This window comes from Novosphingobium jiangmenense, from assembly GCF_015694345.1.
Taxonomy (GTDB): domain Bacteria; phylum Pseudomonadota; class Alphaproteobacteria; order Sphingomonadales; family Sphingomonadaceae; genus Novosphingobium; species Novosphingobium jiangmenense.
The window spans coordinates 26,004-49,012 of the sequence record NZ_JADQDC010000012.1 but is presented as its reverse complement, the minus strand read 5'-3'; the positions used below and the strand labels follow the sequence as shown (position 1 = coordinate 49,012).

The window sequence follows — 23,009 nt, the reverse complement described above, 5'->3', positions numbered from 1 at the left end:
TCCTCAGACCTTCCCTGCGTCTTTGAGGGCTTCAGCGATAATCGCTTCGACAAGATCGGGGTAATCCATGCCAAGCGCCTTGGCCTGTTCGGGCACGAGGCTTAGCGGAGTCATGCCGGGTTGGGTGTTCACTTCCAGCAGGAACAACCCTTCGACACCCTGCTCATCATCCCAGCGGAAGTCGGAACGGCTGGTGCCCTTGCAACCCAGCAACTGGTGCGAGCGCAGCGCGATCTGCTTGCACGCTTCGGTGATCTCGTCGGGGATCTCGGCCGGGCAGATGTGATCGGTCATGCCGTCAGTGTACTTGGCATCGAAATCGTAGAAGCCGGACTTGGGGCGCAGTTCGGTGACGAGCAGCGCACGGTCGCCGATCACGGCAGTGGTCAGTTCGCGGCCACGGATGAACGGTTCGGCAAGAAGCTCGTCGAACTCCTGCCACGGTCCGCGCGCGTCGGCGCTGATAGGATTGCCGTAGTTGCCGTCTGAGGTGACGATGGCGACGCCGACCGACGAGCCTTCGTTGACGGGCTTGAGCACATAGGGACGCGGCAGAGGATCGGCCTTGTACAGCTCTTCGGTACGCACGATGCGCCCGCCGGGCATCGGAATGCCGTGCGGCACCAGCGCCTGCTTGGTCAGTTCCTTGTCGATCGCGATGACCGAGGTGGCGAGGCCGGAATGGGTGTAGGTCAGGCCCATGATGTCCATCAGGCCCTGGATCGAACCATCTTCTCCGGGCGTGCCATGCAGCGCGTTGAACACGACATCGGGCTTCGCTTCTGCCAGACGCAGCGCAACCTCGCGGTCCATATCGATCCGCGTAACCTTATGGCCCTTTGACTCGAGCGCCTTGGCAACGCCCTCGCCCGACATCAGCGAGACCGGCCGCTCGCTTGACCAGCCGCCCATCAGCACCGCGACATGAAGTTTCGGAAGCGTCACGGTCTGCCAATCCTCTTGATTTCCCATTCGAGCTCGACGCCCGACATATCCTTCACGCGCTTGCGCACTTCCTCGCCCAAGGCCTCGATTTCGGCGCTGGTCGCCTCGCCGGTGTTGATCAGGAAGTTGGTGTGCTTCTCGCTGACCTGCGCGCCGCCCATGGTCAGCCCCCGGCATCCCGCCTTGTCGACCAGTTCCCAGGCCTTCCCGCCATCAGGATTCTTGAAGGTGGAGCCGCCGGTCTTCGAGCGCAGCGGCTGCGAGGCTTCGCGGGCGGCGCTGATGCGGTCCATCTCGGCCTGGATGGCGTCGGGCTCGCCGCGGTGCCCACGGAAGCGGGCAGCGACGACGATCGAGCCGTCGGTGAGATCGGAATGGCGATAGGTGTAGCCCAGTTCGCTGAGCGGCAGCGTGACGATCTCGCCCGAGCGAATGACAACGTCGCAATCGATCAGCACGTCCTTGACCTCGCGCCCGTAGGCACCGCCATTCATGCGCACGAAACCGCCGACCGTACCGGGGATGGAGCGCAGGAATTCCAAACCAGCGATGCCGTTGTCGCGAGCGGTGGAGGACACGAGGATACCTGACGCCCCGCCGCCGCAGTTGAGCGTGACTTCATCGACCTTTTCGACCTTGGCGAAGGCCTTGCCAAGACGGACAACGACGCCCGGAACCCCACCATCACGGACAATCAGGTTGGAGCCGAGGCCCAGCGCCATGACCGGCACGTCTGGCGCCAAGCCTGCGAGGAAGTCCTGCAGATCGGCCACATCCTTGGGCTCGAACAGCCAGTCCGCCGTGCCGCCGGACTTGAACCAGACCAGCGGTGCGAGCGGGGCGTTCGGGGTCAGCTTGCCACGAACCGAAGGCAGCGTAAGGGTGGTCACCCCTGCCCCCTTTCGCGCGCAATCGCGTCGGCAAGACCAGCGGCCCACTTGGTGATATCGCCCGCGCCAAGGCAGACGACCATGTCACCGGGCTGCGCAGTCGCGGCGAGTTCCTTCGCCAGCGCATCGGCGCCAGCAGTAAGGTGCGCCGAGCGATGCCCGCGCGCCTTGATGCCCTCGATCATCGCGGCGCTGTCCACGCCCTCGATGGACTGCTCGCCCGCCGGATAGACTGGCGCTGCATAAACCACGTCGGCATCGTTGAACGCGCCCTGGAAGTCTTCCATGTGGTCGCGAAGGCGCGTGAAGCGGTGCGGCTGGACGACAGCGATGACCCGCCCCTGCACACCTTCGCGCGCGGCAGCGAGCACGGCACGGATTTCGACCGGGTGGTGTCCATAGTCGTCGATGACAGTAACGCCATCCACTTCGCCCACCTTGGTGAAGCGACGCTTGACCCCGCCGAACTTGCCGAAGCCGGTGCGGATGAGTTCGTCCGAAACGCCCATTTCCACCGCGACCGCCACGGCAGCCAGCGCGTTCTGGACATTGTGGCGGCCCGGCATCGGCAGTTCGATGCCTTCGATCCGGCGGAACGAGCCATCGCGCTGGCGCAGCACGGCGGTGAAGCGATTGCCGCCGGGGATCGGCGTCACGGCCTCGCCGCGCACATCGGCCTGGGCGGAGAACCCGTAAGTCACGACGCGGCGGTCACGCACCTTGGGGATGATCGCCTGCACTTCGGGGTGATCGATACAAAGCATCGCCGCGCCGTAGAACGGCACGTTCTCGATGAACTCTACAAAGGCCGACTTGACCTTGTCGAACGAGCCATAGTGGTCGAGATGCTCGGGATCGATGTTGGTTACGACCGCCAGCGTGCCGTCCAGACGCAGGAACGAACCATCGCTCTCGTCGGCCTCGACGACCATCCACTCGCTGTCGCCCAATCGCGCGTTGGAGCCGTAGGAGTTGATGATGCCGCCGTTGATCACGGTAGGATCGATCCCGCCCGCATCGAGCAGGCAGGCGACCATCGAGGTCGTCGTGGTCTTGCCATGGGTCCCTGCCACGGCGACGGTGTTCTTGAGCCGCATCAGCTCGGCCAGCATTTCGGCGCGGCGCACGACGGGGATGCGGTGCTCCAGCGCGGCCACAACCTCAGGATTGTCGCGCTTCACCGCAGTCGAAGTTACGACAACCGCGACACCATCAACGTTCTCGGACTTCTGCCCGATCATCACCTTGATGCCGCGCGAGCGCAGGCCATCGACGACATAGCTTTCCGCCATGTCCGAGCCCTGCACCGAATAGCCCATGTTGTGCATGACCTCGGCAATGCCCGACATGCCGATGCCGCCGATCCCGACGAAGTGGATCGTGCCGATCTCGGTGCCGACGCCCTTCATGCCAATTGCTCCTGACCGGCAGGCGCTGCACTGCGGGTGTCGACGCGGATCACGTCCATGATCGGCTCGCCCCCGAAGCTTTCGACCAGATCGGCAAGATCGCTGACGGCATTGGGGAGGCCGCAGTTCCAGGCGGCGTGCGCGGCATTGGCAAGGGTATGCGGGTGCTGGGCCATGGCCTGAATCTGTTTCGCCAGTTCCTTGGGGGTGAATCCGGTCTGCCGGATCGCGCGCGCGCCGCCTGCCGCAACCATCTCGCGCGTGTTGGCGGCCTGATGGTCGTCGGTGGCGATGGGCAGCGGCACGAGGATCGCCGGGCGACCGACCGCGGTCAGTTCGGCAATGGTCGAAGCTCCGGCGCGGCCGATGAACAAGTGCGCCCCGGCAAGGCGGGACTGCATGTCCTCAAAGTACGTGCCGAGTTCAGCGGGAATCTCATGAGCTGCATATCGCGCACGGACAGCCTCAAGGTCCTCCGGGCGGCACTGCTGCGTCACCTGCAGGCGATGGCGCAATGCTGGCGGCAACATGGCAAGACCATCGGGCACGACCTCGGATAAGACTGAAGCCCCTTGGCTGCCTCCCGTCACCAGCACACGAAACAGGCTGTCCTCGGTGAACTCCGGAAACGGCTCGCCGCGTAGCGCCAGCACGTCTGGGCGCACCGGATTGCCGACGCGATGGACCTTGCCCCACAGCTTGGGATCGAGCCGGTCAACCTCGCCATAAGCCGTGGCAATGGCGTCCACGCGCTTGGCAAGGAAGCGGTTTACGCGCCCAAGCACCGCGTTCTGCTCGTGGATCACAGTCGGGATCTTCGCCGAATGCGCTGCCAGCAACGCAGGCAACGCCGGATAGCCGCCAAAGCCTATCACGCACGAAGGCTGAAAGCTTTCGAACAGGCGCAGCGCCATCGCCCGGCCCTGCCAGATCGCGCGCAAGCCCTTGAGCACCGCCATCGGGTTCTTCGCCAAGCGCCCCGCCGGAAGCACATGCGCGGGCATGAAGTCGGGCTTGCCGGGAATCTTGGCGCCGCGCTCGTCCGTCACCAGCGCAACATGATGGCCGCGCCGTTCGAGTTCCACCGCCAGCGCGAAGGCCGGAATGAGATGTCCGCCCGTGCCGCCTGCCGCGAGCACGTAATGCCGGGAAGCGCCACTCATTTGCGCACCAGTTCCGAAACGTCGAACTTCTCGCGCGAAAGGTAGGGGTTGCGCCGCGTGATCGCGAGCAGCAGCCCGACGCCCATGAGCAGCGCGATGGTGGACGATCCGCCGTAGCTGATCAGCGGCAAGGTCATGCCTTTCGAAGGGAAAAGTTGCAGGTTCACAAGGATGTTGATGAACGCCTGTCCGACCAGCTGCGCGGTCAGCCCGGCTGCCGCAAGGATGGTGAACAGATCGTCCTCGTCGAGCAGGCGCATCAGCACGCGCAGCGCGATGGCGCAATAGATCGTGACGATCACGGCGCAGGCGATCAGCCCGAATTCCTCTCCGACCACCGAAAAGATGTAATCGGTGTGCGCTTCGGGCAGCGCGTTCTTGCGGCTCCCCAGCCACAGGCCGGTGCCGCTCCACCCGCCGTTCATCAGGGTGCGCATGGCGAGATCGACCTGGTCGAACTCGCTGCCGCCGGAAATGAAGTTGTCGATGCGGTGCGTCGCATTGGGATAGAAGAAATACGCGGCGACCACGGCAAGGATCAGCCCACCCATCGCATAGAGGATCTTGTTGACCGACAGCCCCGACAGCAGGGCCAGCACGAACCACACGCCGCCGAACAGCATGGTCGAACCGAAGTCCGGCTGGGCCATCAGAAGAATGCCGACCAACCCCATGATCGCCACCGTGATCGGGATGACCGGGATGTTCGGATCGCGCACGCGCCACGACAATATCCACGCCAGCGCAATAGCAAAGCCGGGCTTGAGGAATTCCGACGGCTGCAGGCTGAAGCCGATCCACAGCCAGCGCTTGGCCCCCTTCACCTCGCTGCCGACCAGCGGCACCAGCACCAGCGCGACGACCATCGCGGCTGCCAGCACGATCGCCCCGCGCCGTGCCGCCTCCTTGGGCAGGACCGAGGCGAAGAACATTGCCACGAGGCCCACGGCGACCCAGCGCAAGTGGATCCAGAAGAAGTAGAGATCGCCCAGCGATTTCTGGCTGGTAGACAGGCGATGCGCCGAAGCCGGCGAGGCTGCAGCGACGGCAATGCAACCGATCGTCACCAGCGAGAGGATCAGCGTCAACAGCACACGATCGATCTCACGCCACCAGATCAGCAATTCGCTGCGCCGGCTGCGGCGGAAGCGCGCACCATGACCGACCACGCGCACGCCACCATCGGGCATGGTGGTCGTGACCAGGCGTGTGGGCGTCGGCGTCGTGCTCATGAACCGGTTCCCGGCGGACAGGGCGCATCAGCATCCGCAATCAGCGCTTCGACGATCTGGCGGAAGCTGTCGCCGCGTGCCTCGAAATCGCGGAACTGGTCGAAGCTGGCGCATGCGGGCGAGAGCATCACCACATCGCCCGGCTGCGCAGCCTCCATCGCCTGACGCACGGCATCGCACATCATCTCGCTGCGGGTAACGGGCATGACCGGCTCGAGGATGTTCGCGAACATCGGCCCGGCCTCGCCGATGGTATAGGCCGCGACGACGTGATCGAAATATGGCGCGCACTCGTCTAGGTTGTCGCTCTTGGGCAGGCCGCCGAGGATCCAGTGGATACGCGGATAAGCGCCGAGCGCGGGTGCAGTCGACGCCGGGTTGGTGGCCTTGCTGTCGTTGACGAACAGCACCCCGTTCGCCTCGGCGACCCGCTCCATCCGGTGCGGCAGGCCGACGAAACTGGCAAGTGCCGGGCGCCAAACCTCTTCGCCGATGCCCAGCTGCCGGGCGATCTCCACTGCGATGGCGGCGTTCTGCAGGTTGTGCGGCCCCTGCAGCGAGGACCAAGCCGCCTGTCCTTCGAGCGCATCGGGCTGCACCACATGGACGAAGCCAGCGTCGTGCGTTGCCGAAGTCTCGCGCGCGATCTTCAGGGTGTGCTCGTCCCCGCAGCCGAACACCGCGTGGTTCCGGGCAGACTGCATCTGGAACAACCGCGCCTTGGCTGCGACATAGCCCTCGAAGCCGTTGTAGCGATCAAGATGATCGGGGCTGAGGTTGATCAGCGCGGCAACGTCGCAGTCGAGGCTCTGCGTCAGGTCGATCTGATAGCTCGAAAGCTCCAGCACATAGACACCGCCTTCCGGCAACGGCTCCTGCCCGAGGACCGGCAGCCCGATGTTTCCGCCAAGCCGCGCTTCAAGCCCTGCTGCCTTGCAGATGTGATGGACCAGCATCGTGGTCGTCGACTTGCCGTTGGTGCCGGTAATGCCGACAACGCGGTGTGGCGGAAGGTCAGCGCGGGCCTGGGCGAAGAGTTCGATGTCCCCGATCACTGGCACTCCGAACGAGGCGGCATGGGCGGCGATCGGATGGCGGTTCAGCGGAACGCCGGGGCTGACCACCACGCCTGCGAAGCCACTAAGGTCGATCGCCAGCGGATCGGCAATCGTGCAGCGCCCTTCATAGGCCGCGCGCGGTTCCTCGCGGCTGTCCCACACGGTGACTTCCGCTCCGCCCGCCAGCAGCGCCTCGACGCTCGCCTGCCCCGACCGGGCGAGGCCGAGAACGGCGAAGCGCTTCCCGGAAAAGGCGAGCGAGACGATCATCGCACCTTCAGCGTGGCAAGGCCGATCAGCGCCAGCACGATCGACACGATCCAGAAGCGGATCACGACGGTCGATTCCTTCCAGCCCAACTGTTCGAAGTGGTGATGGATCGGCGCCATGCGGAACACCCGCTTGCCGGTGCGCTTGTAGACCGCGACCTGCACGATGACCGAGACGGCCTCCATCACGAACAGCCCGCCGACAATGGCGAGCACGATCTCGTGATGCGCGGCGACAGCGATCACGCCAAGTGCGCCACCAAGCGCAAGGCTGCCGGTATCGCCCATGAACACGGCAGCAGGCGGCGCATTGAACCACAGGAACGCAAGCCCCGCCCCCATGATCCCCGCACAGAAGATTGCCAGTTCACCCGCCCCTTTCACGTGGGGAATGCCAAGGTAGGACGAATAGTCCACGCGGCCCGCCAGATAGGCGATGATCGCAAAGGTGCCCGCCGCGATGATCACCGGCATGATGGCGAGGCCGTCCAGCCCGTCGGTCAGGTTGACGGCATTGCCTGCGCCGACGATCACGAAGATCGCGAAGAGGTAATAGACCGGCCCAAGGGGCACGTAGAGATTGCTGAACACCGGCACGTAGAGGTTGGTCTCGCCGACCGCCAGCCACGCGGCGATCGCGGCAACCACGAACTCACCGGCGAGGCGTACCTTGGCGGGAACGCCCTTGTGCGCGTACTTGGTGACTTTGTCGTAATCGTCGAGAAAGCCGATCAGACCGAAGCCCAGCGTCACCACCACGCAGGACCAGACAAGACGGCTGGTCACGTCCATCCACAGCAGCAGCGACAGCGTCAGCGCCGTGACGATCATCAACCCGCCCATCGTGGGCGTGCCGCGCTTGGCGAGGTGCGATTGCGGGCCGTCCTCGCGGATCGGCTGGCCCTTGCCCTGACGTACGCGCAGCATGTTGATGAAGCGCGGTCCGATGATCAGGCCGATCAGCAGCGCGGTCAGCAGCGTCGCGCCCGCGCGGAACGTCTGGTAGCGGATGAGGTTGCTGAATCCCTCGAAATGCAGCCACTCGGCCAGCTGGTAGAGCATTCACCGTTCCCTGGTGGTGAGCGAACGCACGATCGCGCCCAGGCCCACCGAATTCGACCCCTTCACGAGGATCGCATCACCCCCGCGAATACCGTCGGCAGCCAAGCATTCCGCCGCTTCCGAAGCCGTCTGCACATGCGTCACATCGATCTTGCCAGCAAGCGAGAACGAGCCGCTTTTCCCCAGCGCGTCGGCCAAGGGCGTCATTTCGGCTCCAACCAGCACCAGCCTGTCCACCTTGCCCTCGGCGATGGGTCCGGCCAACTCGGCATGGTAGCGCGCCTCGCCCTCGCCCAGTTCCTTCATCGCCCCCAGAATGGCGACGCGCCGCGCCGCGGGCGTTGCGCCGAGCTGGCGGAGCGTGACTGCCATCGAGGCGGGATTGGCGTTGTAACTTTCATCGATCAGCAACGCCCTGCCCGAACCGTCGCCGCCGCTCGCCGCGATCTCATGCCGCGCACCACGACCGGCAAGGCCTTCCAACTCGGCCAGCGCCAGCCCGGCCGCACCAAGATCGCCGCCGATAGCCTCGACTGCGGCCATGATCGCCAACGAATTGGCGACCCAGTGCTCTCCGGGCTGCGAGATCGTGTAGCAGACCTTGCGACCGCCAAGATCGGCGGTGACCAGCGTACCGCCACCGGTTGCAGCCACCGCATCGAGCAGCCGCACGTTCGAGTCCGCATCACGCCCGAAACTGACAACGCGTTCGGCATGCTGCACGGCCTTGGCGCGCAATCGCTCGTAATGCCGGTTGTCGCGCGGAATGATTGCCACGCCACCGTGTTCGAGACCTTCGAAAATCTCCGCCTTGGCATCGGCAATCGCCTCCTCGCCGGAGAAGTGGCCGATATGCGCGGGCGCAATGGTGGTGATGATCGCGACGTGCGGGCGCACCAGTTGCGTCAGCGCCGACAGTTCGCCTGCGTGGTTCATGCCCATTTCGAACACGCCGAAGCTGGTCCGCGCCGGCATGCGCGCCAGGCTTAGCGGAACGCCGACATGGTTGTTGTAGCTCTTCACCGAACGGTGCGCGCGCCCCCGGCTGGCGCGGTCGAGCGCAGCGTAAAGCGCTTCCTTGACCCCGGTCTTGCCAGCTGAACCAGTGACTCCGATAATGCCCGCATCTACCCGATTTCGCGCGGCTTTTCCCAAATCCTCAAGTGCGCTTGAGGTGTTTGGGACAAGCACGTGCGGCCCGAAGCAGGCGTGTTCGACCACCGCTGCTGAAGCCCCCTTCCCGAAGGCTCCTTCGAGATAGCGGTGACCATCGGAGGTCTCGCCCTTCAACGCGAAAAACAGGTCGCCTTCGACCACGTCTCGACTGTCGATCTCCACGCCCGAAACCGCAAACGGCACGCTGGCCCGGCCGCCCGTCGCCGCCGCGATTTCCTCGCTCGTCCAAAGCGCAAGACCCGCCGCGTCGGACGGGTCCTCTGGCCATGCGATGAGAGCGGGATGGGCGGTCATGTGGTGCACTCCCTTGCGACCTGTACGTCGTCGAACGGCAGGATGCGAACGTTGTCGCCCCTGCCTACGATCTGTCCCTGTTCGTGCCCCTTTCCTGCAACAAGGACGATGTCTTCCCGGCCTGCCTCGGCAATCGCTGCGGCGATGGCAGCGCGGCGATCCCCGATCTCGCGCGCCTTGCCGTCGCACCCGGCCATGACCGCCGCACGGATTTCCGCCGGGTCCTCGCCGCGCGGATTGTCATCCGTGACAATTACCAGATCCGAACCGGCACAGGCGGCGCGGCCCATCTCCGGCCGCTTGCCGCCATCGCGGTCACCACCTGCGCCGAACACGGTGATCAGCCGCCCGGTGGTATGCGGGCGCAGCGCCGCGATCGCCGCCTCGATGGCATCGGGCGTATGGGCATAGTCGACATAGACCGGCGCACCCGCGCGATTGATCGCCGCGCGCTCAAGCCGTCCCCGCACTGGCTGCAACCGGCCGAGTGAATCGAACACCTTCCCCGCTTCGGTCCCAGAAGCAATCGCCAGCCCCACCGAAACCAGCGCGTTCGCCGCCTGGTAGGCCCCGATCAGCGGCAGATTGATCTTGCGCCCCTTGCCTTCAAACTCGATCTCGAGCGTCTGCCCAAGCTGCGTAGGGGTACGGGCGAGCAGGCGGATTTCGGTCCCCTGCTCGCCCACCGAGAGCAGCCGCAGACCCCGTCGGCGGACATGCTCCACTGCCCGTTCCGACCATTCGTCGTCCATCCAGACGACCGCCGTGCCGCTCTCATCCACGACATGGTCGAACAGGCGCATCTTGGCCGCGAAGTAGTCTTCCATCGTCGCATGGTAATCGAGATGGTCGCGGCTGAGGTTGGTGAAAGCTCCGGCAACCACGCGAAGACCCTCGTTGCGGTACTGCGAGAGGCCATGGCTGGAGGCTTCGTAGGCCACATGGGTCACGCCCTCGCGGGCAAGGCCGGTCATGTTCGAAAGGAACGTGACGATATCGGGCGTGGTCAGCCCGGTAGAGACGCTTTCGTCTGCCGTGGTCACGCCGAGCGTACCGATCGACGCCGCGGAATAGCCCGCCATGCGCCAGATCTGACGCGTCATCTCCACGGTCGAGGTCTTGCCGTTGGTGCCAGTCACGGCGATCACCGTCTCGGGCACCGGCTGGAAGAACCGCGCAGCCAGCGTGGCAAAGGCCTGTCGCGGCTCGTCGTCGGCGACGTGAACGGCACCTTCGACCTTGGCTTGCGGACGCGCGACCACTGCCACGGCTCCGGCTTTCACCGCATCGGCAATGAAATCCTCGCCGTTGAAGCGCGTGCCGGGAAAAGCCCCGAAGATCGTGCCGGGCGCGACCTTGCGATGATCGATGGCGAAGCCGGTGACGTTGGCGTCACCATTCTCGATCGGCAGACCCGCCGCTTCAAGGATGGCACCGAGCTTCATTCACCCTCTCCGTTGCCCACAAGCGGCGACAGGTCCGAAATGTCGATATCGCGCGTATCGTCAGGCACCACGCCTAGGAACGGACCGATACGCGGCACCACGCGACCGACGATCGGCGCAGCGTTCCATGCCGCCGTGCGCTGATAGGAGGTCGCTGCGGTGCCCTTCGGCTCGTCCAGCATGGCGATCACCACATAACGCGGCTTGTCCATCGGGAAGGCCGCAGCGAAAGTCGCGACCAGCGACGTGCGATTGTAACCGCCCTTGCCGCCCGGCTTTTCCGCAGAACCCGTCTTGCCACCAACGCGATAGCCCGAAGCGTTCGCGCTCTTGCCGGTGCCGTCGACCACGATCATGCGCAGCAACTGGCGCATGCGCGCGCTGGTCGAAGCCTTGTAGACGCGGCGGCCTTCGGGGATTTGCGAGGGATCGCGCTTGAACAAGGTGGCCGGTCGCCAGATGCCACCATTGACCATTGCGGCGTAGGCAGCCGCGAGGTGGAGCGGCGTAACGGCGATGCCATGGCCGTAGCTGACCGTCATCGTCGTGATGCGCGCCCAGTCGCCCGCCTTGTTGGTGCCGCGCGGCCAGAGCGGGAAACCACGCGCGGGCAATTCGATGTAGGGGCGCTCGTTCATGCCAAGCGCCGCCATCGTCTTCTTCAGCGCCGGCCCGCCCAGCTTGTCGGCAACCTGTGCGGTCACAATGTTCGAGGAGTGGATCAGCGCCTCGGGCACGTTGAGCGACGCGCCGAAATTGTGGCTGTCGCGAATGTGGAAGCCGCCGATTGCCAGCGGCTTGTCCGAAGGATAGCGCACCGAGAGGTCGGTCACCACGCCCGCATCGATGGCCGCGGCGATGCTCAACGGTTTGAAGGTAGAGCCAAGTTCGTAGACCTGGTTGGTCACCTTGTTGAACACCAGGTTGTTCAGCGCCTGGTCCGACCGGTTCGGATTGAACGAGGGCAACGACGCCAGCGCCACCACTTCGCCGGTATCGACATCGAGGATGACGCCAGCCGCACCCTTCGCCTCGGTCTCGAGCATGCCCCGCCCGAGTTCGTCCTCGAGCGCACCTTGCGCCCGCATGTCGATCGAAAGCGCCACCGGCTTGCCGCGCTGCGCGGGATCAAGCAGTTGCTTCTCCAGCACCTGCTCCATGCCGACATGGCCATGGCCTTCGGTATCGACATAGCCCAGCACGTGCGCGCCCAACGACCCTTGCGGATAATAGCGCTGGTTCTCGCGCGGGAATTCCAGCGCAGGCTCACCCAAGGCAAAGATACGGTTCGCATCTTCGGGCATCACCCGCTGGCGCAGGTAACTCGGCTTGTCCGACTTCAGCCGCTTGAGCAGATCGTTGTAATCGGCATCCGGGAAGATCGCGAGCAGCGCCTTGGCCACTTCCTCGGGCGACTTGACGAGGGGCGAGCCGTTCTCGCCAAAGGCCTTGGGGTTGTACCACAGCGCATAAGCCGGGAACGCCCGCGCCAGCGGCACGCCGTTTCGGTCAGTGATCTCGCCGCGCGGTGGCAGCAGCGCCTCGGCCAGCGAGCGACGCTCGGGCGAGCCTTCGAACAGCCCCAGTTGGGCAATTCGGGCGAGCGCCGCAAAGCCGATGAACAGGATGAAGCCCGCCACCACCAGCGCGCGCACCTTGGCCTCGACCAGCGAGCGCTGGCGGACATTGGCCAGCATGACGCGGCCTGAGGCGATGGCGGCGGAGGCGGTGAGTGCGTTCACCGGGCTGCCTTAGCCTCCTTGCCCTTGGTGGCGCGAGGGGCCGGGGCAGACTTCGCCTTGCCTGAAGCCGACTTATCCGCAGTTGCAACAGTCTTGGCCTTGGTCGCGGGCTTGCTGGCAGGCTTTGAGTCTGCCTTGGCGCTCTTCCCGCCGCCCTTGGCCGCTACCTTGGATTTGCCCGAGGTATCCGATTCCGCTTTGTCCTTGCGGGTCGGGCGCTCCTTTTCGGAAGCCGTTTCCTTGCGGACCGGGCCACGCGGGCGGGCATCGACGACCTTGCCCAAGCGATCCTTCAGAGTCTCGACCGCCTCTTCGCGGGCCATCTTGCGCGCCGGACGGACCTCGTCTTCATCGTCCGCCGCTGCTGCAGCAGCCTTGCGGTCGTCACTGGCCAGCGGCTTGCCCGAAAGCGGCGAGACCATGCCGGGAAACGCGGCCGAAGCGATCACGCTGTCGTCCACGCTGGCAACGCGGATCGGCTCGGGCGCATCCGGCGTGGCAGGAACGCTGAGTTGCGCCAGCTGCCGCTCGCCTTCAATGTACTGGCTGGCGTTCGGGGCTGCGTAGCCGAACTCGACATCGTTCCAGGCCTTCAGCTGCTGCTGGTTTGAGCGGGTCTCGAACTCGGTTTCCAGATACATCCGCTCCTGCTTCAGCGCGACGATGCGCGCCTCGGCATGGTGGATCTGGCTGCGCAGGGCATTGACGCGAAAGGCCAAGGCAATGACCAGCGCGAGGCACAAGCCCAGCAGGACCAGCCAGCCAACCGAACGGAGACGACTTGCGGTGGTGATCATGCCGCCGCCCTCCCCGTGCTTGCCCGCGCCGGAGCAGCCGTGCGCACGGCCCAGCGCAGCGTGGCCGAGCGGGCACGCGGATTGCGCTCCTCTTCCTCGGCCGTGGGACGGATGGCAGCGGAAGGCTTTTCGAAGACCGGTTCGGCCTTCGAAGCCATCTGCGGCAGGTGGCGCGATCCGGCGGGCACTGCCCCGGCGGCCTCGCGCAGGAACTGCTTGACGATGCGGTCCTCAAGGCTGTGGAAGCTGACCACGGCGATGCGGCCGCCGGGCACCAGCACCTTCTCGGCGGCGGCAAGACCTTCGATCAGCTCGTCCAGCTCGCCGTTCACATGGATGCGCACCGCCTGGAAGCTGCGGGTCGCAGGGTCCTTCTGCGCCTTCGGCCCCTTGATGTCGGGGCGATAGCCGAGCGCCTTGCGAACGACGTTGGCAAACTGGCCGGTGGTGGTCAGCGGGCGGGCGGCGACGATGGCGCGGGCGATCCGGCGCGATTGGCGTTCTTCGCCGTAGCGATAGAGAACGTCGGCTATGTCCCCCTCGTCCGCTTCATTCAGGAAATCCGCCGCACTTGGACCGTCCTGTGACATCCGCATGTCTAACGGCCCGTCGGACGAGAAGGCAAATCCGCGCCCCGGCTGGTCGAGCTGCATCGAACTCACGCCGATGTCGAACACGACGCCCTGAACGCCCGCAATTCCGGCCTCTGCAAGTCCTTCTGCCAGTTCGGAAAAGCGACGGGGATGGAGAACCAGGCGCGGATCTTTTCCACAGGTTTCTCCCCAGAGCTTTCCCGCCGCGATCGCATCGGGATCACGATCGAAGGCATGGACCGTCGCGCCAGATTCCAGCAGGCGACGGGTATAGCCGCCGGCGCCGAACGTGGCGTCGACAATGAGGTCACCCGGCTTGGCATCAAGAGCCTCGACGACCTCCTCGAGCAGCACGGGAATGTGCGGGGCCTTGGGCGCTGCAACGGTCACTTGCGCTTCCCCTTTGCAGCTTCGGCCATCTTGGCGCGACAGCCGGCCTTGGCGCTGGCCCAGCCATCGCCCTGCTCGAACAGGATCTGCGGGTTCCAGATCGTGATCTGGCGGCCACCGCCGTGGAAGTAGAGGCCGTCCTCCACCTGCCCAAGCTCGGACAGGTATTCGGGCAGGACGAAGCGGCCGCTTTCATCGAAGCTCACGCGGGTGAAGCCGTAGGCCTGCGCTTCGGCCATGTCGCGGTCGAAATCGAGGCCGAGGCGGAGCTTCTTCTCTTCTTCGCGATCGATCTCTGCAGCCAGTTCGTCGAGGCGGGACAGGCCGAAACCGGTCAAGCAAGGCAGGCGGGGATGCTTGTCGAGGCAGAGAACGCGCTGATTGGCCGAAGCAGTGTAGATGTCGGAGCGGAAGTCGGCAGGCAGGACGAAGCGGCCCTTTTCGCCACGCGGCGAAAAGCCCTGTCCCACAAGATTTACCGGCCCTCCCGCCACGCTGAAACCCCGCTCGCGGACAAAGCTCCATCGCTCGACCCCGCGCCATCGCGCGGTGCCGACTCATCCCCCGCGGATGCGACTGGAGTTCGTCCCGATAACCCACACTACTAACGCGGGACGGGGCGGGCGAAAAGGGGAAAATGCGGGAAAATGCGGTCTAGCTATGAATCCGTAGCATTTTTTCTACATCTTGCCGCCTCAGTAACCATGGCGTGCTGCAAAAGTAATCGCGCATCTGCGGGACTTTGGACGAAGTTCACCGCCAAGGTCGGCAGTCTACCCGCAAATTCCCGCGAACAAAAGGAGATCATCGCGCCAGGGCCTCCTCGAGCAGTGCTTCAAGCTGCTCCGCCCGCGTATTCCCGTCCGCTTCAGGCTCAAGCAAAGCGGCGTCCGCGACCAGCGTTGCCCGCCCTTTCCCGATCCCGCAGCGCGCGATCAGGCCACCATCCGCAATCGTGCAACGCGCTTCGTGGCCTCCGGGGATTGCCCTGAACGCTCCGGCCAGGTTGATCGGCAACCCCTCGCCCGCGCTTTCCCGCAAACCCCCGGGCTGGCTTTCGTCAAACTGCAATTCCAGCCCCCACCGCGCGAGGATCGGGGAAACCAGCGCAACATCCTGCGGACGGCGCCGGTCACCAAGGGCAAAGGCGCTCTCCTGCGTCAGCATGGGATCGGCAAACATCAGCACGTGCCCGCCCTGCCGCACCCAGGCATCGAGCGCGACGTTCTCTTCCGGTACCAGCGGTCGCGGCTGCGCAATCACCAGTTCGTCCACCCGCGAGAGGTCAAGCAGGGTATCGAGTGGGAGCACCTTCCCACGCCGTTCCAGCACAGCCAGCGCCCAATGCCGCCCGGCAGGCGCATCGACCATGCCCTTCAGGTTATCGGCTTCGTTCCACAGGATCGGCAGACTGGTGAACAGGCCAAGGGTCCGGTCGGGCACACGCGCAGACGAGAACGCCCACCAGCCGACCAGCGCGACTGCGGCGGCCAGCAGGGCAAAAGCGATCCGGCGATACACTCAGTTTTTCGGAGCGTTGACCGAGGGCGCAGGCTTTGGCGGCGGCGCCGGCGAGATCGACACCGTCGGCTTTTCCTTGGCCGTCACCGGCAATTGCGGCGCCACGCCCATGTCCGCGAGCGGGTCCTTGGCCGAAGTCTCGCTCGCCTGAACTGCTGGCGCGGCGGTGTTGACCGCACTGGCGTCGATGTACTTGGCCCGATCCATGATCACGTTGGCAAGGCTCACCAGCAGCAGCATCCCGGCCAGCCCGAACAGCCCAACCTGAAGCCGGTGAACGGCCTGCGCTCGCAATTCGCGCGTGGTCGGCGGCACGTGGGCAAGCGCGCTGGCAGCGGCGATTTCCGCCTCGCTCGGGGCGGGAGCCTGATTGCCTGCAGGAAAGCCGAACAGTGCCATGGCCGCAGCCTAGCCTATTGCTCCAGCCAAGGGAACACCGGCAATCCCTTGGCCTTGAGCCACTCGGGATTGTAGAGCGACGACAGATATCGGAAGCCGGTATCGCACAGGATTGTCGCCACCCGGCTGCCCTTGCCGAGTTGCTTGGCGAGGGCCACGGCCCCTGCCACGTTGATCCCGCTCGACAGCCCAAGACAAAGTCCTTCGTCGGCCAGCAGCCGCTCGACCCAGTAGAGCCCTTCCACGTCCGAGATGCGGAACTGCGTATCGATCGGCGCGCCTTCGAGGTTTGCGGTGATGCGCCCCTGCCCGATGCCCTCGGCCACCGAAGAGCCTTCCGCCTTCAACTCGCCATTGGCGTAATAGTTGTAGAGCGCCGCGCCATGGGGATCGGTCAGCGCGATCGTGATGTTCTCGTCGAAAGCCTTGAGCCCCAGCCCGACGCCAGCAATCGTCCCGCCCGTGCCCGCCGCGCAGGTAAAGCCGTCGATGCGGTGCCCCATCTGCTCCCAGATCTCGGGCGCGGTGCTTTCGATATGGGCGCGGCGGTTGGCGATATTGTCGAACTGGTTGGCCCAGATCGCGCCTTCGGTCTCCTCGGCGATCCGGCGCGAGGTGTGGACGAAGTGCCCCGGATTGGAGAAGGGCGCCGCCGGCACCAGCACCAGTTCGGCCCGCAGCGCCCGGAGCGTGTCCATCTTCTCGCGCGATTGCGTCTCGGGCATGACGATGACCGACTTGTAGCCACGCGCATTGGCGACCAGCGCAAGGCCGATGCCGGTGTTGCCCGCCGTGCCCTCGACGATCGTGCCACCGGGCTGCAGCACACCGCGCTCCTCGGCATCGCGCACGATCCACAGCGCCGCGCGGTCCTTCACCGAAGCGCCGGGATTGGCGAACTCGCACTTGCCGTAGATCTCGGCCCCTGCCGCCTCGCTCGGCCCCTTGAGCAGGACGAGCGGCGTGTTGCCGATGAGCGAAATGGTATCGGGTGCAATCGAAGGTGCAGTCATGGCCCCGAGTTAGGGACACTTGGCGCAAATGCCAATGAATTTGCGCTTGGGGGCAGTGAAGCGCTACTCGCGGCCTGCTCTGATCGCCGCACCGCCGGCAAAGGGCGCCACCGCCAGCGCCACCAGACTGCACGCTCCGAGCAGCAGCAACCCGCCCTCGCCGCCCGGCTGAAGCGACCCCGCGCCAAAGATCAGAAGCGGCACCGCCAGCGGTATTGCCAGCAATCCGCCCAGTGCCGAACCCGCCCGCAGCCCCGCCGTCAGCGCCGCGATGGTCACGCCAATCGCCGCAAGCCCCGGCGTGCCGAGCAGCAGCCCAACTTCAACCGTCCACAACTGCTGCCCGTCCAGCCCCAGCAGCCCGGCCGAGATCGGGGCGGCCAGCATCAGCGGCACGCCAAAGCTCAGCCAGTGCGCCAGAATGCGCACCAGCAACAGCGCTTCCTCCGCAATTCCGCGCAAGGCCCACTGGTCGAACATGCCGGCCTCGACATCGGGCTCGACCAGACGGTCGAGCGGCAGGATCGCCGCCAGCAGCGCGGCCACCCAGATCACCCCCGCACCGGTCCGCGCCAGCAACCGCGCATCGGGCCCCACGGCGAACGGAAACAGCATCGCCACCGCCAGGAAAAACAGCAACGGCAGCACCGCCCCGCCACGCCCTTGCGCACCGCGCGTCAGCAGCACCAGATCGCGGAAGAAGATCGGGATCAGCTTGGCGATCACGGCTGGAAATCCAAAAGTTCGATCACCTTCACCGCCTCGAGCGACAGCGGCTGATGCGAAGCGATGATCACTGCGCCGCCCGCGTTGCAGTGCGCCTTGATCGCCGCCTGCGCGATGCACGACCAGTGCGTGTCGAGTCCATTCAACGGCTCGTCCAGCAACCAGATCGGCGCGCCGCTCGCCGCCACCCGCGCCAGCGCCGCGCGCTTGCGCTGCCCGGTCGAAAGGTAGCGCACCGGCACGTCGAGCAGGTCGGCCAGCCCGAAGTCGGCATTGCCCTGAGGCGCACGGTCGATCCGCTGCCAGAACGCCAGCGCATTTTCCAGCGGTTCGTGGCCATCCAGCGCCAGCCGCTCGTCCGAAAGCGCCAGCCCGCCCTGGCGCTCCACAGTGCCCATGAACGGTCGCAGCAACCCCGCCAGGATCCGGATCAGGCTCGATTTGCCGATCCCGTTCGGGCCGGCAAGGTGGACCACTTCACCGCCGGAAAGATCGAACGACAGCCCCCGGAACAGGAGCCGGTCCCCGCGCCTGCAGGCAATATCCGTGGCGACGAGACCGCACTCTTGCATGGGAGAGGCTTGCATGAAACGGGGGGATAGGGGAAACGGCGGCAACTGCCAAGGATGCCAAAGGACCAAGCATGACCGTTGCCCGCCTGACCGATTCCGAACGCGATGCCCTGCTTGCCGAGCTTCCGGAATGGCAATTGCGTGAAGACGGCCTCGCCATCGTCCGCACCTTCCGCTTCGCCGATTTCTCGGAAGCCTGGGGCTTCATGAACCGCGTCGCGCTCTACGCCGAAAAGGCCGACCACCACCCCGAATGGTTCAACGTCTACAATCGCGTCGAGGTAACGCTTACCACGCACGACGCCGATGGCCTCTCGGCAAGAGACGCCGCCATGGCGCGGGCGATGGAAACGTTTTTGTAAGAGGAGCAGGTTGGCGCAACTCCAGAAACCTTTAGTTCGTCATTGCGAGCGCAGCGAAGCAATCCAGGGCGGCATTTCCTCCTCTGGATTGCTTCGTCGACTTCGTCTCCTCGCAATGACGAGCGCGTCCTCGAAGCGCCGTCGGACACCTCGAACGAATTGCCCAAACGCAGTCAGTAACTGCGCGGCAGTCCCAGCACGTGCTCCGACAGGAACGACAGGATCAGGTTCGTGCTGATCGGCGCGACCTGATAGAGCCGCGTCTCGCGCAGCTTGCGCTCCACGTCGTATTCCTCGGCAAAGCCGAAGCCGCCGTGGGTCTGGACGCAGGCGTTGCCCGCTTCCCATGAGGCATCGGCGGCGAGCATCTTGGCCATGTTCGCCTCCGCGCCCATTGGCAGACCGGCCTCGTACATCCGCGCTGCCTCACGCACCATAAGTTCGGCTGCGCGCATGTTTGCGTAGGCCTTGGCGATGGGGAACGCGACGCCCTGATTGGCCCCGATCGCCCGCCCGAACACCTGCCGCTCCTTGGCGTATTCCACGGATTTGCGGGTGAACCACTTGGCATCGCCGACACACTCCGCCGCGATCAGCACCCGCTCGGCGTTCATGCCGGAGAGGATGTAGCGGAAACCCTTGCCTTCCTCGCCCAGCAGGTTCGCCGCCGGGATGCGCATGTTGTCGAAGAACACTTCCGTCGTCGCGTGGTTCATCATCGTGCGGATCGGGCGGATGGTCAGCGACTTGCCCACCACCTCGCGCATGTCGACGATGAACACCGAAAGCCCGTCGGTCTTCTTGGCCACTTCCTCGCGCGGGGTGGTGCGGGCGAGCAGCAGCATGAGGTCGGAATGTTCGGCACGACTGGTCCAGATCTTCTGGCCGTTGACCACATATTCATCGCCCTCGCGCCGCGCGAAGGTGCGCAAGCTGGTCGTGTCCGTCCCGCTGGTCGGCTCGGTCACGCCGAACGCCTGCAGGCGCAATTCGCCGCTCGCGATCCTCGGCAGATACTGGCGCTTCTGCTCTTCCGAACCATGGCGCAGGATCGTGCCCATGATGTACATCTGCGCATGGCAGGCCCCGCCATTGCCGCCCTCGGACTGGATCGTCTCGAGGATCGCGGCGGCGGCGCTTAGGCCCAGCCCCGACCCGCCGTATTCCTCGGGGATCAGCACCGAAAGCCAGCCCGCCTGCGTCAGCGCATTGACGAATTCGGTGGGATACTCGCGCTTCTCGTCCAGCTTGCGCCAGTATTCGCCGGGAAACTGCGCGCAGAGCTTGCGCACGCCTTCACGAATTTCGCCATGGTCTTCGGCATCGTAGGGGGAGAGGATCATCAGGCCGCCTCGAACACCGCCGCGATGCCCTGGCCGCCGCCGATGCACATCGTCTCCAGCCCATAGCGTCCGCCGCGCCGCTTCAGCTCGCGCGTCAGGTTGGCGAGGATGCGCCCGCCTGTCGCGCCGATCGGGTGGCCAAGGCTGATGCCCGATCCGTTGACGTTGAGCATGTCATGGCGGCTGTCGTCGTCCGACCAGCCCCAGCCCTTGAGGCAGGCGAGCACCTGCGGCGCGAAGGCTTCGTTCAGCTCGATCAGGTCGATGTCGCCCCACGACAGTCCGTTGCGCGCAAACAGCCGCTCGGTCGCGGGCACCGGGCCATAGCCCATGCGCGAAGGATCGCAGCCCGCCGCCGCCCACGAATGGAACCACGCGATCGGTTCCAAGCCCAATTCGTCCAGCTTGTCCTCGGCGACAACAAGACATGCCGCCGCTGCATCGTTCTGCTGGCTGGCGTTGCCCGCCGTCACCACGCCCTTCTCGAGCGGCTTCAACTTGCCCAGCGACTCCATCGTCGCGTCGGCGCGATAGCCCTCGTCGTGCGCGAAGGTCACCGGATCGCCCTTCTTCTGCGGGATGCTCACCGGCACCAGTTCATCGTCGAACAGGCCCTTGGCCCAGGCCGCCGCTGCCCGCTGGTGGCTGCGCACGGCATAAGCATCGCAGGCCTCGCGGCTGATGCCGAAGTCCTTTGCAAGGTTTTCCGCCGTCTCGATCATGCCCGAAATCACGCCATAGCGCTCGATCGGCTGGCTCATCACGCGCCCGCGCGTCAGCCGGTCATGCAGCGTCAGCGATCCCGCGCGCACGCCCTTGCGCACGTCGGTGGTGTAGTGCTCGACGTTCGACATCGATTCCACGCCGCCTGCCACGACCACGTCGGACACCCCGGTCTGCACCATCATCGCCGCATTGACGATGGCCTGCAGCCCCGATCCGCAGCGCCGGTCAAGCTGATACCCCGGCACTTGCTCCGGCAATCCCGCCAGCAGCCACGACCAGTGCGAGATGCACGGCGCCTCGCCATTGCCGTAACCTTGCGCGAAGATCACATCGTCCACGCGCGCCGGGTCGATCTTCGTCCGTTCCATCAGCGCGGTCAGGATCGTCGCGCCCAGCTGTCCGGCGGTCAGCGGGGAAAGCGAACCCCCAAACTTCCCGACGGCGGTACGGATCGGGGCGACGATGGCGGCTCTACGCAGGGTCATGGTCATTCCTCTTTTCCCTCAACCCGCTCAGGCTGAGCCTGTCGAAGCCCCCGGAGGCGCGGGCCGAGCGTGCGGCCTTCGACAAGCTCAGGCTGAGCGGGTTGAGGCATGGATCATGTTGAATGCTGGTCGCTGGTTCCCACCACGCCACGGTCGATCAGTGCGGCGATCTCGCCCGAGGACAGCCCCAGCCGCTGACTGAGGACTTCCTCGCTGTTCTGGCCGAGGTATGGCGCAGGCTGTGGATCGCCTGCCTCGCGGTCCGGAATGTTGGCGAAGCTGCGCGGCGCGGGATATTCGAAACCGCTCGGATTGGCGGGCGATGGCCCGAACAACGGATTGTTGGTCACCAGATCCGGATCGCGCGCCATCTCGTACATCGTGCGATAGCGCTCGAACGTGGCTCCCGCCTTGGTCAGCCGCGCCGCAAGGTCCGCATAAGTGAACTGCTCCGCCGCCTCCTGGAACATCGAGAACAGGCGGTGCCGATGCACGAAGCGGTGATGATCGCTCGCTGCAAAGCTCACGCCCAGCTCCGCTTCAACCGCGGCCAGATCATCGGTCAGCCCGAAGGCCTCGACCGTCGCCTTCCATTGCTTGGGCGTGAGCGCCGCCACCATGAAGCGCTTGCCGTCGCCGCTGCGGAAATCGCGCCCGAACGCACCCCAGATGGCATTGCCGATGCGCTCGCGATCATCCCCGCGATAGAGCATTTCCGCTGCCGCTCCGGCATTGAATGCCGTGCCGATGGCAACGTCGCCCAGCGGCACCCGCAACTCGCTGCCCTCGCCGGTCGCGTCACGATGTCGCAGCCCTGCCAGCAGCGCAAAGGCGCAATAGGCCCCGGTGATGAAGTCCCATGCCGGCAGGATCTGATTGACCGGCGGCGCACTGGCCGCATCCCACTCCTCCGGCCCGGTCATCAACGGATAGCCCGACGCGGCATTGACGGTGAAGTCCATCGCCTGCCGCCCGTCATGCCACCCCATGATCCGCACCGAGACGAGATCGGGCCGCCCTGCCGCGATCCGCTCATGCGCCATGAAGCTTTCGAGCGGCAGATTGGTGATCACCTGCCCGGTCTTGCGCGCCAGCTCCACCGCCAGTTCGCGCCCCTCAGGCGTCTGCAGATCCAGCGCCACGCTCTTCTTCGCGCGGTTGAGGTTCTCCCACGAAAGCGAGCGCCCCTCGCGCGTCATCATGTAGCGCTTGTAGTCCAGCCCCCCGCGCCGGTCGTCAATGCGGATCACCTCCGCACCCATCTGCGCGCAGTACAGCCCCGCCGTCGGCGAGGCGACGAAGGACGAGACCTCGACGATCGATAGCCCGGAGAGCAGCTGGTACACGTCAGTTCCTCCCCGGCACGGGGAGGGGGACCATCCGCAGGATGGTGGAGG

General features: G+C 65.5%; 22 protein-coding genes. 1 reads left to right on the top strand and 21 read right to left on the bottom strand.

The window, feature by feature from the left end:
• Positions 1-3 precede the first annotated feature (3 nt).
• The 18 genes from I2488_RS15695 to ccmA all read right to left on the bottom strand — a co-directional run bounded on the left by I2488_RS15695 (position 4) and on the right by ccmA (position 18,696).
• Positions 4-945, bottom strand: coding sequence for a D-alanine--D-alanine ligase (locus I2488_RS15695; RefSeq protein WP_196276761.1), 942 nt, complete (start codon positions 943-945; stop codon positions 4-6).
• Positions 942-1,835, bottom strand: a complete 894-nt coding sequence (gene murB, locus I2488_RS15690) for a UDP-N-acetylmuramate dehydrogenase (RefSeq protein ID WP_196276760.1) — start codon at positions 1,833-1,835, stop codon at positions 942-944. Before murB ends, I2488_RS15695 begins: the two co-directional genes overlap by 4 nt.
• Entirely contained in the window at positions 1,832-3,244 is a 1,413-nt protein-coding gene (gene murC, locus I2488_RS15685; RefSeq protein WP_196276759.1) for a UDP-N-acetylmuramate--L-alanine ligase, read from the bottom strand. Before murC ends, murB begins: the two co-directional genes overlap by 4 nt.
• Positions 3,241-4,407, bottom strand: a complete 1,167-nt coding sequence (gene murG, locus I2488_RS15680; RefSeq protein WP_196276758.1) for an undecaprenyldiphospho-muramoylpentapeptide beta-N-acetylglucosaminyltransferase — start codon at positions 4,405-4,407, stop codon at positions 3,241-3,243. Before murG ends, murC begins: the two co-directional genes overlap by 4 nt.
• On the bottom strand, positions 4,404-5,597 hold the full coding sequence (locus tag I2488_RS15675; protein WP_196276824.1) for an FtsW/RodA/SpoVE family cell cycle protein: 1,194 nt from the start codon (positions 5,595-5,597) through the stop codon (positions 4,404-4,406). Before I2488_RS15675 ends, murG begins: the two co-directional genes overlap by 4 nt.
• Positions 5,598-5,635: 38 nt before the next feature.
• Positions 5,636-6,967: a UDP-N-acetylmuramoyl-L-alanine--D-glutamate ligase gene (gene murD / locus I2488_RS15670; protein WP_196276757.1), complete on the bottom strand. Its 1,332-nt coding sequence runs from the start codon at positions 6,965-6,967 to the stop codon at positions 5,636-5,638.
• Entirely contained in the window at positions 6,964-8,028 is a 1,065-nt protein-coding gene (gene mraY / locus I2488_RS15665; RefSeq protein WP_196276756.1) for a phospho-N-acetylmuramoyl-pentapeptide-transferase, read from the bottom strand. The genes murD and mraY overlap by 4 nt, the downstream gene beginning before the upstream one ends.
• Positions 8,029-9,498: a UDP-N-acetylmuramoyl-tripeptide--D-alanyl-D-alanine ligase gene (locus tag I2488_RS15660; protein WP_196276755.1), complete on the bottom strand. Its 1,470-nt coding sequence runs from the start codon at positions 9,496-9,498 to the stop codon at positions 8,029-8,031.
• Positions 9,495-10,943, bottom strand: a complete 1,449-nt coding sequence (locus tag I2488_RS15655; protein WP_196276754.1) for a UDP-N-acetylmuramoyl-L-alanyl-D-glutamate--2,6-diaminopimelate ligase — start codon at positions 10,941-10,943, stop codon at positions 9,495-9,497. The genes I2488_RS15660 and I2488_RS15655 overlap by 4 nt, the downstream gene beginning before the upstream one ends.
• Positions 10,940-12,685 (bottom strand): peptidoglycan D,D-transpeptidase FtsI family protein, encoded by a 1,746-nt coding sequence (locus I2488_RS15650; RefSeq protein WP_425492415.1) that lies wholly within the window; start codon positions 12,683-12,685, stop codon positions 10,940-10,942. Before I2488_RS15650 ends, I2488_RS15655 begins: the two co-directional genes overlap by 4 nt.
• Positions 12,682-13,482 (bottom strand): hypothetical protein, encoded by an 801-nt coding sequence (locus I2488_RS15645; protein WP_196276753.1) that lies wholly within the window; start codon positions 13,480-13,482, stop codon positions 12,682-12,684. The genes I2488_RS15650 and I2488_RS15645 overlap by 4 nt, the downstream gene beginning before the upstream one ends.
• A complete protein-coding gene (rsmH, locus tag I2488_RS15640) occupies positions 13,479-14,465 on the bottom strand; it encodes a 16S rRNA (cytosine(1402)-N(4))-methyltransferase RsmH (RefSeq protein WP_196276752.1) in 987 nt (328 codons plus the stop codon). Before rsmH ends, I2488_RS15645 begins: the two co-directional genes overlap by 4 nt.
• Complete coding sequence (locus tag I2488_RS15635) at positions 14,462-14,935, bottom strand: division/cell wall cluster transcriptional repressor MraZ (protein WP_343071092.1); 474 nt, start codon at positions 14,933-14,935, stop codon at positions 14,462-14,464. The genes rsmH and I2488_RS15635 overlap by 4 nt, the downstream gene beginning before the upstream one ends.
• 334 nt (positions 14,936-15,269) lie before the next feature.
• Positions 15,270-15,986 carry a motility-associated ABC transporter substrate-binding family protein gene (locus tag I2488_RS15630; RefSeq protein WP_196276750.1) on the bottom strand — a complete coding sequence of 239 codons (717 nt, stop codon included), beginning with the start codon at positions 15,984-15,986 and terminating at the stop codon, positions 15,270-15,272.
• On the bottom strand, positions 15,987-16,385 hold the full coding sequence (locus tag I2488_RS15625) for a hypothetical protein (RefSeq protein ID WP_196276749.1): 399 nt from the start codon (positions 16,383-16,385) through the stop codon (positions 15,987-15,989).
• 14 nt (positions 16,386-16,399) lie between these two features.
• A complete protein-coding gene (locus I2488_RS15620; protein WP_196276748.1) occupies positions 16,400-17,398 on the bottom strand; it encodes a cysteine synthase A in 999 nt (332 codons plus the stop codon).
• A gap of 63 nt (positions 17,399-17,461) precedes the next feature.
• On the bottom strand, positions 17,462-18,124 hold the full coding sequence (gene ccmB, locus I2488_RS15615) for a heme exporter protein CcmB (protein WP_196276747.1): 663 nt from the start codon (positions 18,122-18,124) through the stop codon (positions 17,462-17,464).
• Positions 18,121-18,696 (bottom strand): heme ABC exporter ATP-binding protein CcmA, encoded by a 576-nt coding sequence (ccmA, locus tag I2488_RS15610; RefSeq protein WP_196276746.1) that lies wholly within the window; start codon positions 18,694-18,696, stop codon positions 18,121-18,123. Before ccmA ends, ccmB begins: the two co-directional genes overlap by 4 nt.
• A 71-nt stretch (positions 18,697-18,767) precedes the next feature.
• Between ccmA and I2488_RS15605 the strand changes: the two genes are divergently transcribed.
• Positions 18,768-19,058 (top strand): 4a-hydroxytetrahydrobiopterin dehydratase, encoded by a 291-nt coding sequence (locus I2488_RS15605; RefSeq protein WP_196276745.1) that lies wholly within the window; start codon positions 18,768-18,770, stop codon positions 19,056-19,058.
• A gap of 173 nt (positions 19,059-19,231) precedes the next feature.
• Here I2488_RS15605 and I2488_RS15600 read toward each other — a convergent pair whose 3' ends face one another.
• The 3 genes from I2488_RS15600 to I2488_RS15590 form a co-directional block, all read right to left on the bottom strand.
• A complete protein-coding gene (locus tag I2488_RS15600; RefSeq protein WP_196276744.1) occupies positions 19,232-20,401 on the bottom strand; it encodes an acyl-CoA dehydrogenase family protein in 1,170 nt (389 codons plus the stop codon).
• Entirely contained in the window at positions 20,401-21,612 is a 1,212-nt protein-coding gene (locus I2488_RS15595) for an acetyl-CoA C-acetyltransferase (RefSeq protein WP_196276743.1), read from the bottom strand. The genes I2488_RS15600 and I2488_RS15595 overlap by 1 nt, the downstream gene beginning before the upstream one ends.
• 113 nt (positions 21,613-21,725) lie before the next feature.
• A complete protein-coding gene (locus I2488_RS15590) occupies positions 21,726-22,958 on the bottom strand; it encodes a CoA transferase (RefSeq protein ID WP_196276742.1) in 1,233 nt (410 codons plus the stop codon).
• Positions 22,959-23,009: the final 51 nt, after the last annotated feature.

Excerpts from the sequence above, each read along its gene's own strand:
- I2488_RS15625 (WP_196276749.1), bottom strand. The coding sequence starts at position 16,385 with ATGGCACTGTTCGGCTTTCCTGCAGGCAATCAGGCTCCCGCCCCGAGC.
- I2488_RS15675 (WP_196276824.1), bottom strand. The coding sequence starts at position 5,597 with ATGCCCGATGGTGGCGTGCGCGTGGTCGGTCATGGTGCGCGCTTCCGC.
- I2488_RS15605 (WP_196276745.1), top strand. The coding sequence starts at position 18,768 with ATGACCGTTGCCCGCCTGACCGATTCCGAACGCGATGCCCTGCTTGCC.
- I2488_RS15655 (WP_196276754.1), bottom strand. The coding sequence starts at position 10,943 with ATGAAGCTCGGTGCCATCCTTGAAGCGGCGGGTCTGCCGATCGAGAAT.
- murD (WP_196276757.1), bottom strand. The coding sequence starts at position 6,967 with ATGATCGTCTCGCTCGCCTTTTCCGGGAAGCGCTTCGCCGTTCTCGGC.
- I2488_RS15660 (WP_196276755.1), bottom strand. The coding sequence starts at position 9,498 with ATGACCGCCCATCCCGCTCTCATCGCATGGCCAGAGGACCCGTCCGAC.
- I2488_RS15645 (WP_196276753.1), bottom strand. The coding sequence starts at position 13,482 with ATGATCACCACCGCAAGTCGTCTCCGTTCGGTTGGCTGGCTGGTCCTG.
- murC (WP_196276759.1), bottom strand. The coding sequence starts at position 3,244 with ATGAAGGGCGTCGGCACCGAGATCGGCACGATCCACTTCGTCGGGATC.
- I2488_RS15595 (WP_196276743.1), bottom strand. The coding sequence starts at position 21,612 with ATGACCCTGCGTAGAGCCGCCATCGTCGCCCCGATCCGTACCGCCGTC.
- mraY (WP_196276756.1), bottom strand. The coding sequence starts at position 8,028 with ATGCTCTACCAGCTGGCCGAGTGGCTGCATTTCGAGGGATTCAGCAAC.
- I2488_RS15620 (WP_196276748.1), bottom strand. The coding sequence starts at position 17,398 with ATGACTGCACCTTCGATTGCACCCGATACCATTTCGCTCATCGGCAAC.
- murG (WP_196276758.1), bottom strand. The coding sequence starts at position 4,407 with ATGAGTGGCGCTTCCCGGCATTACGTGCTCGCGGCAGGCGGCACGGGC.
- I2488_RS15600 (WP_196276744.1), bottom strand. The coding sequence starts at position 20,401 with ATGATCCTCTCCCCCTACGATGCCGAAGACCATGGCGAAATTCGTGAA.
- ccmA (WP_196276746.1), bottom strand. The coding sequence starts at position 18,696 with ATGCAAGAGTGCGGTCTCGTCGCCACGGATATTGCCTGCAGGCGCGGG.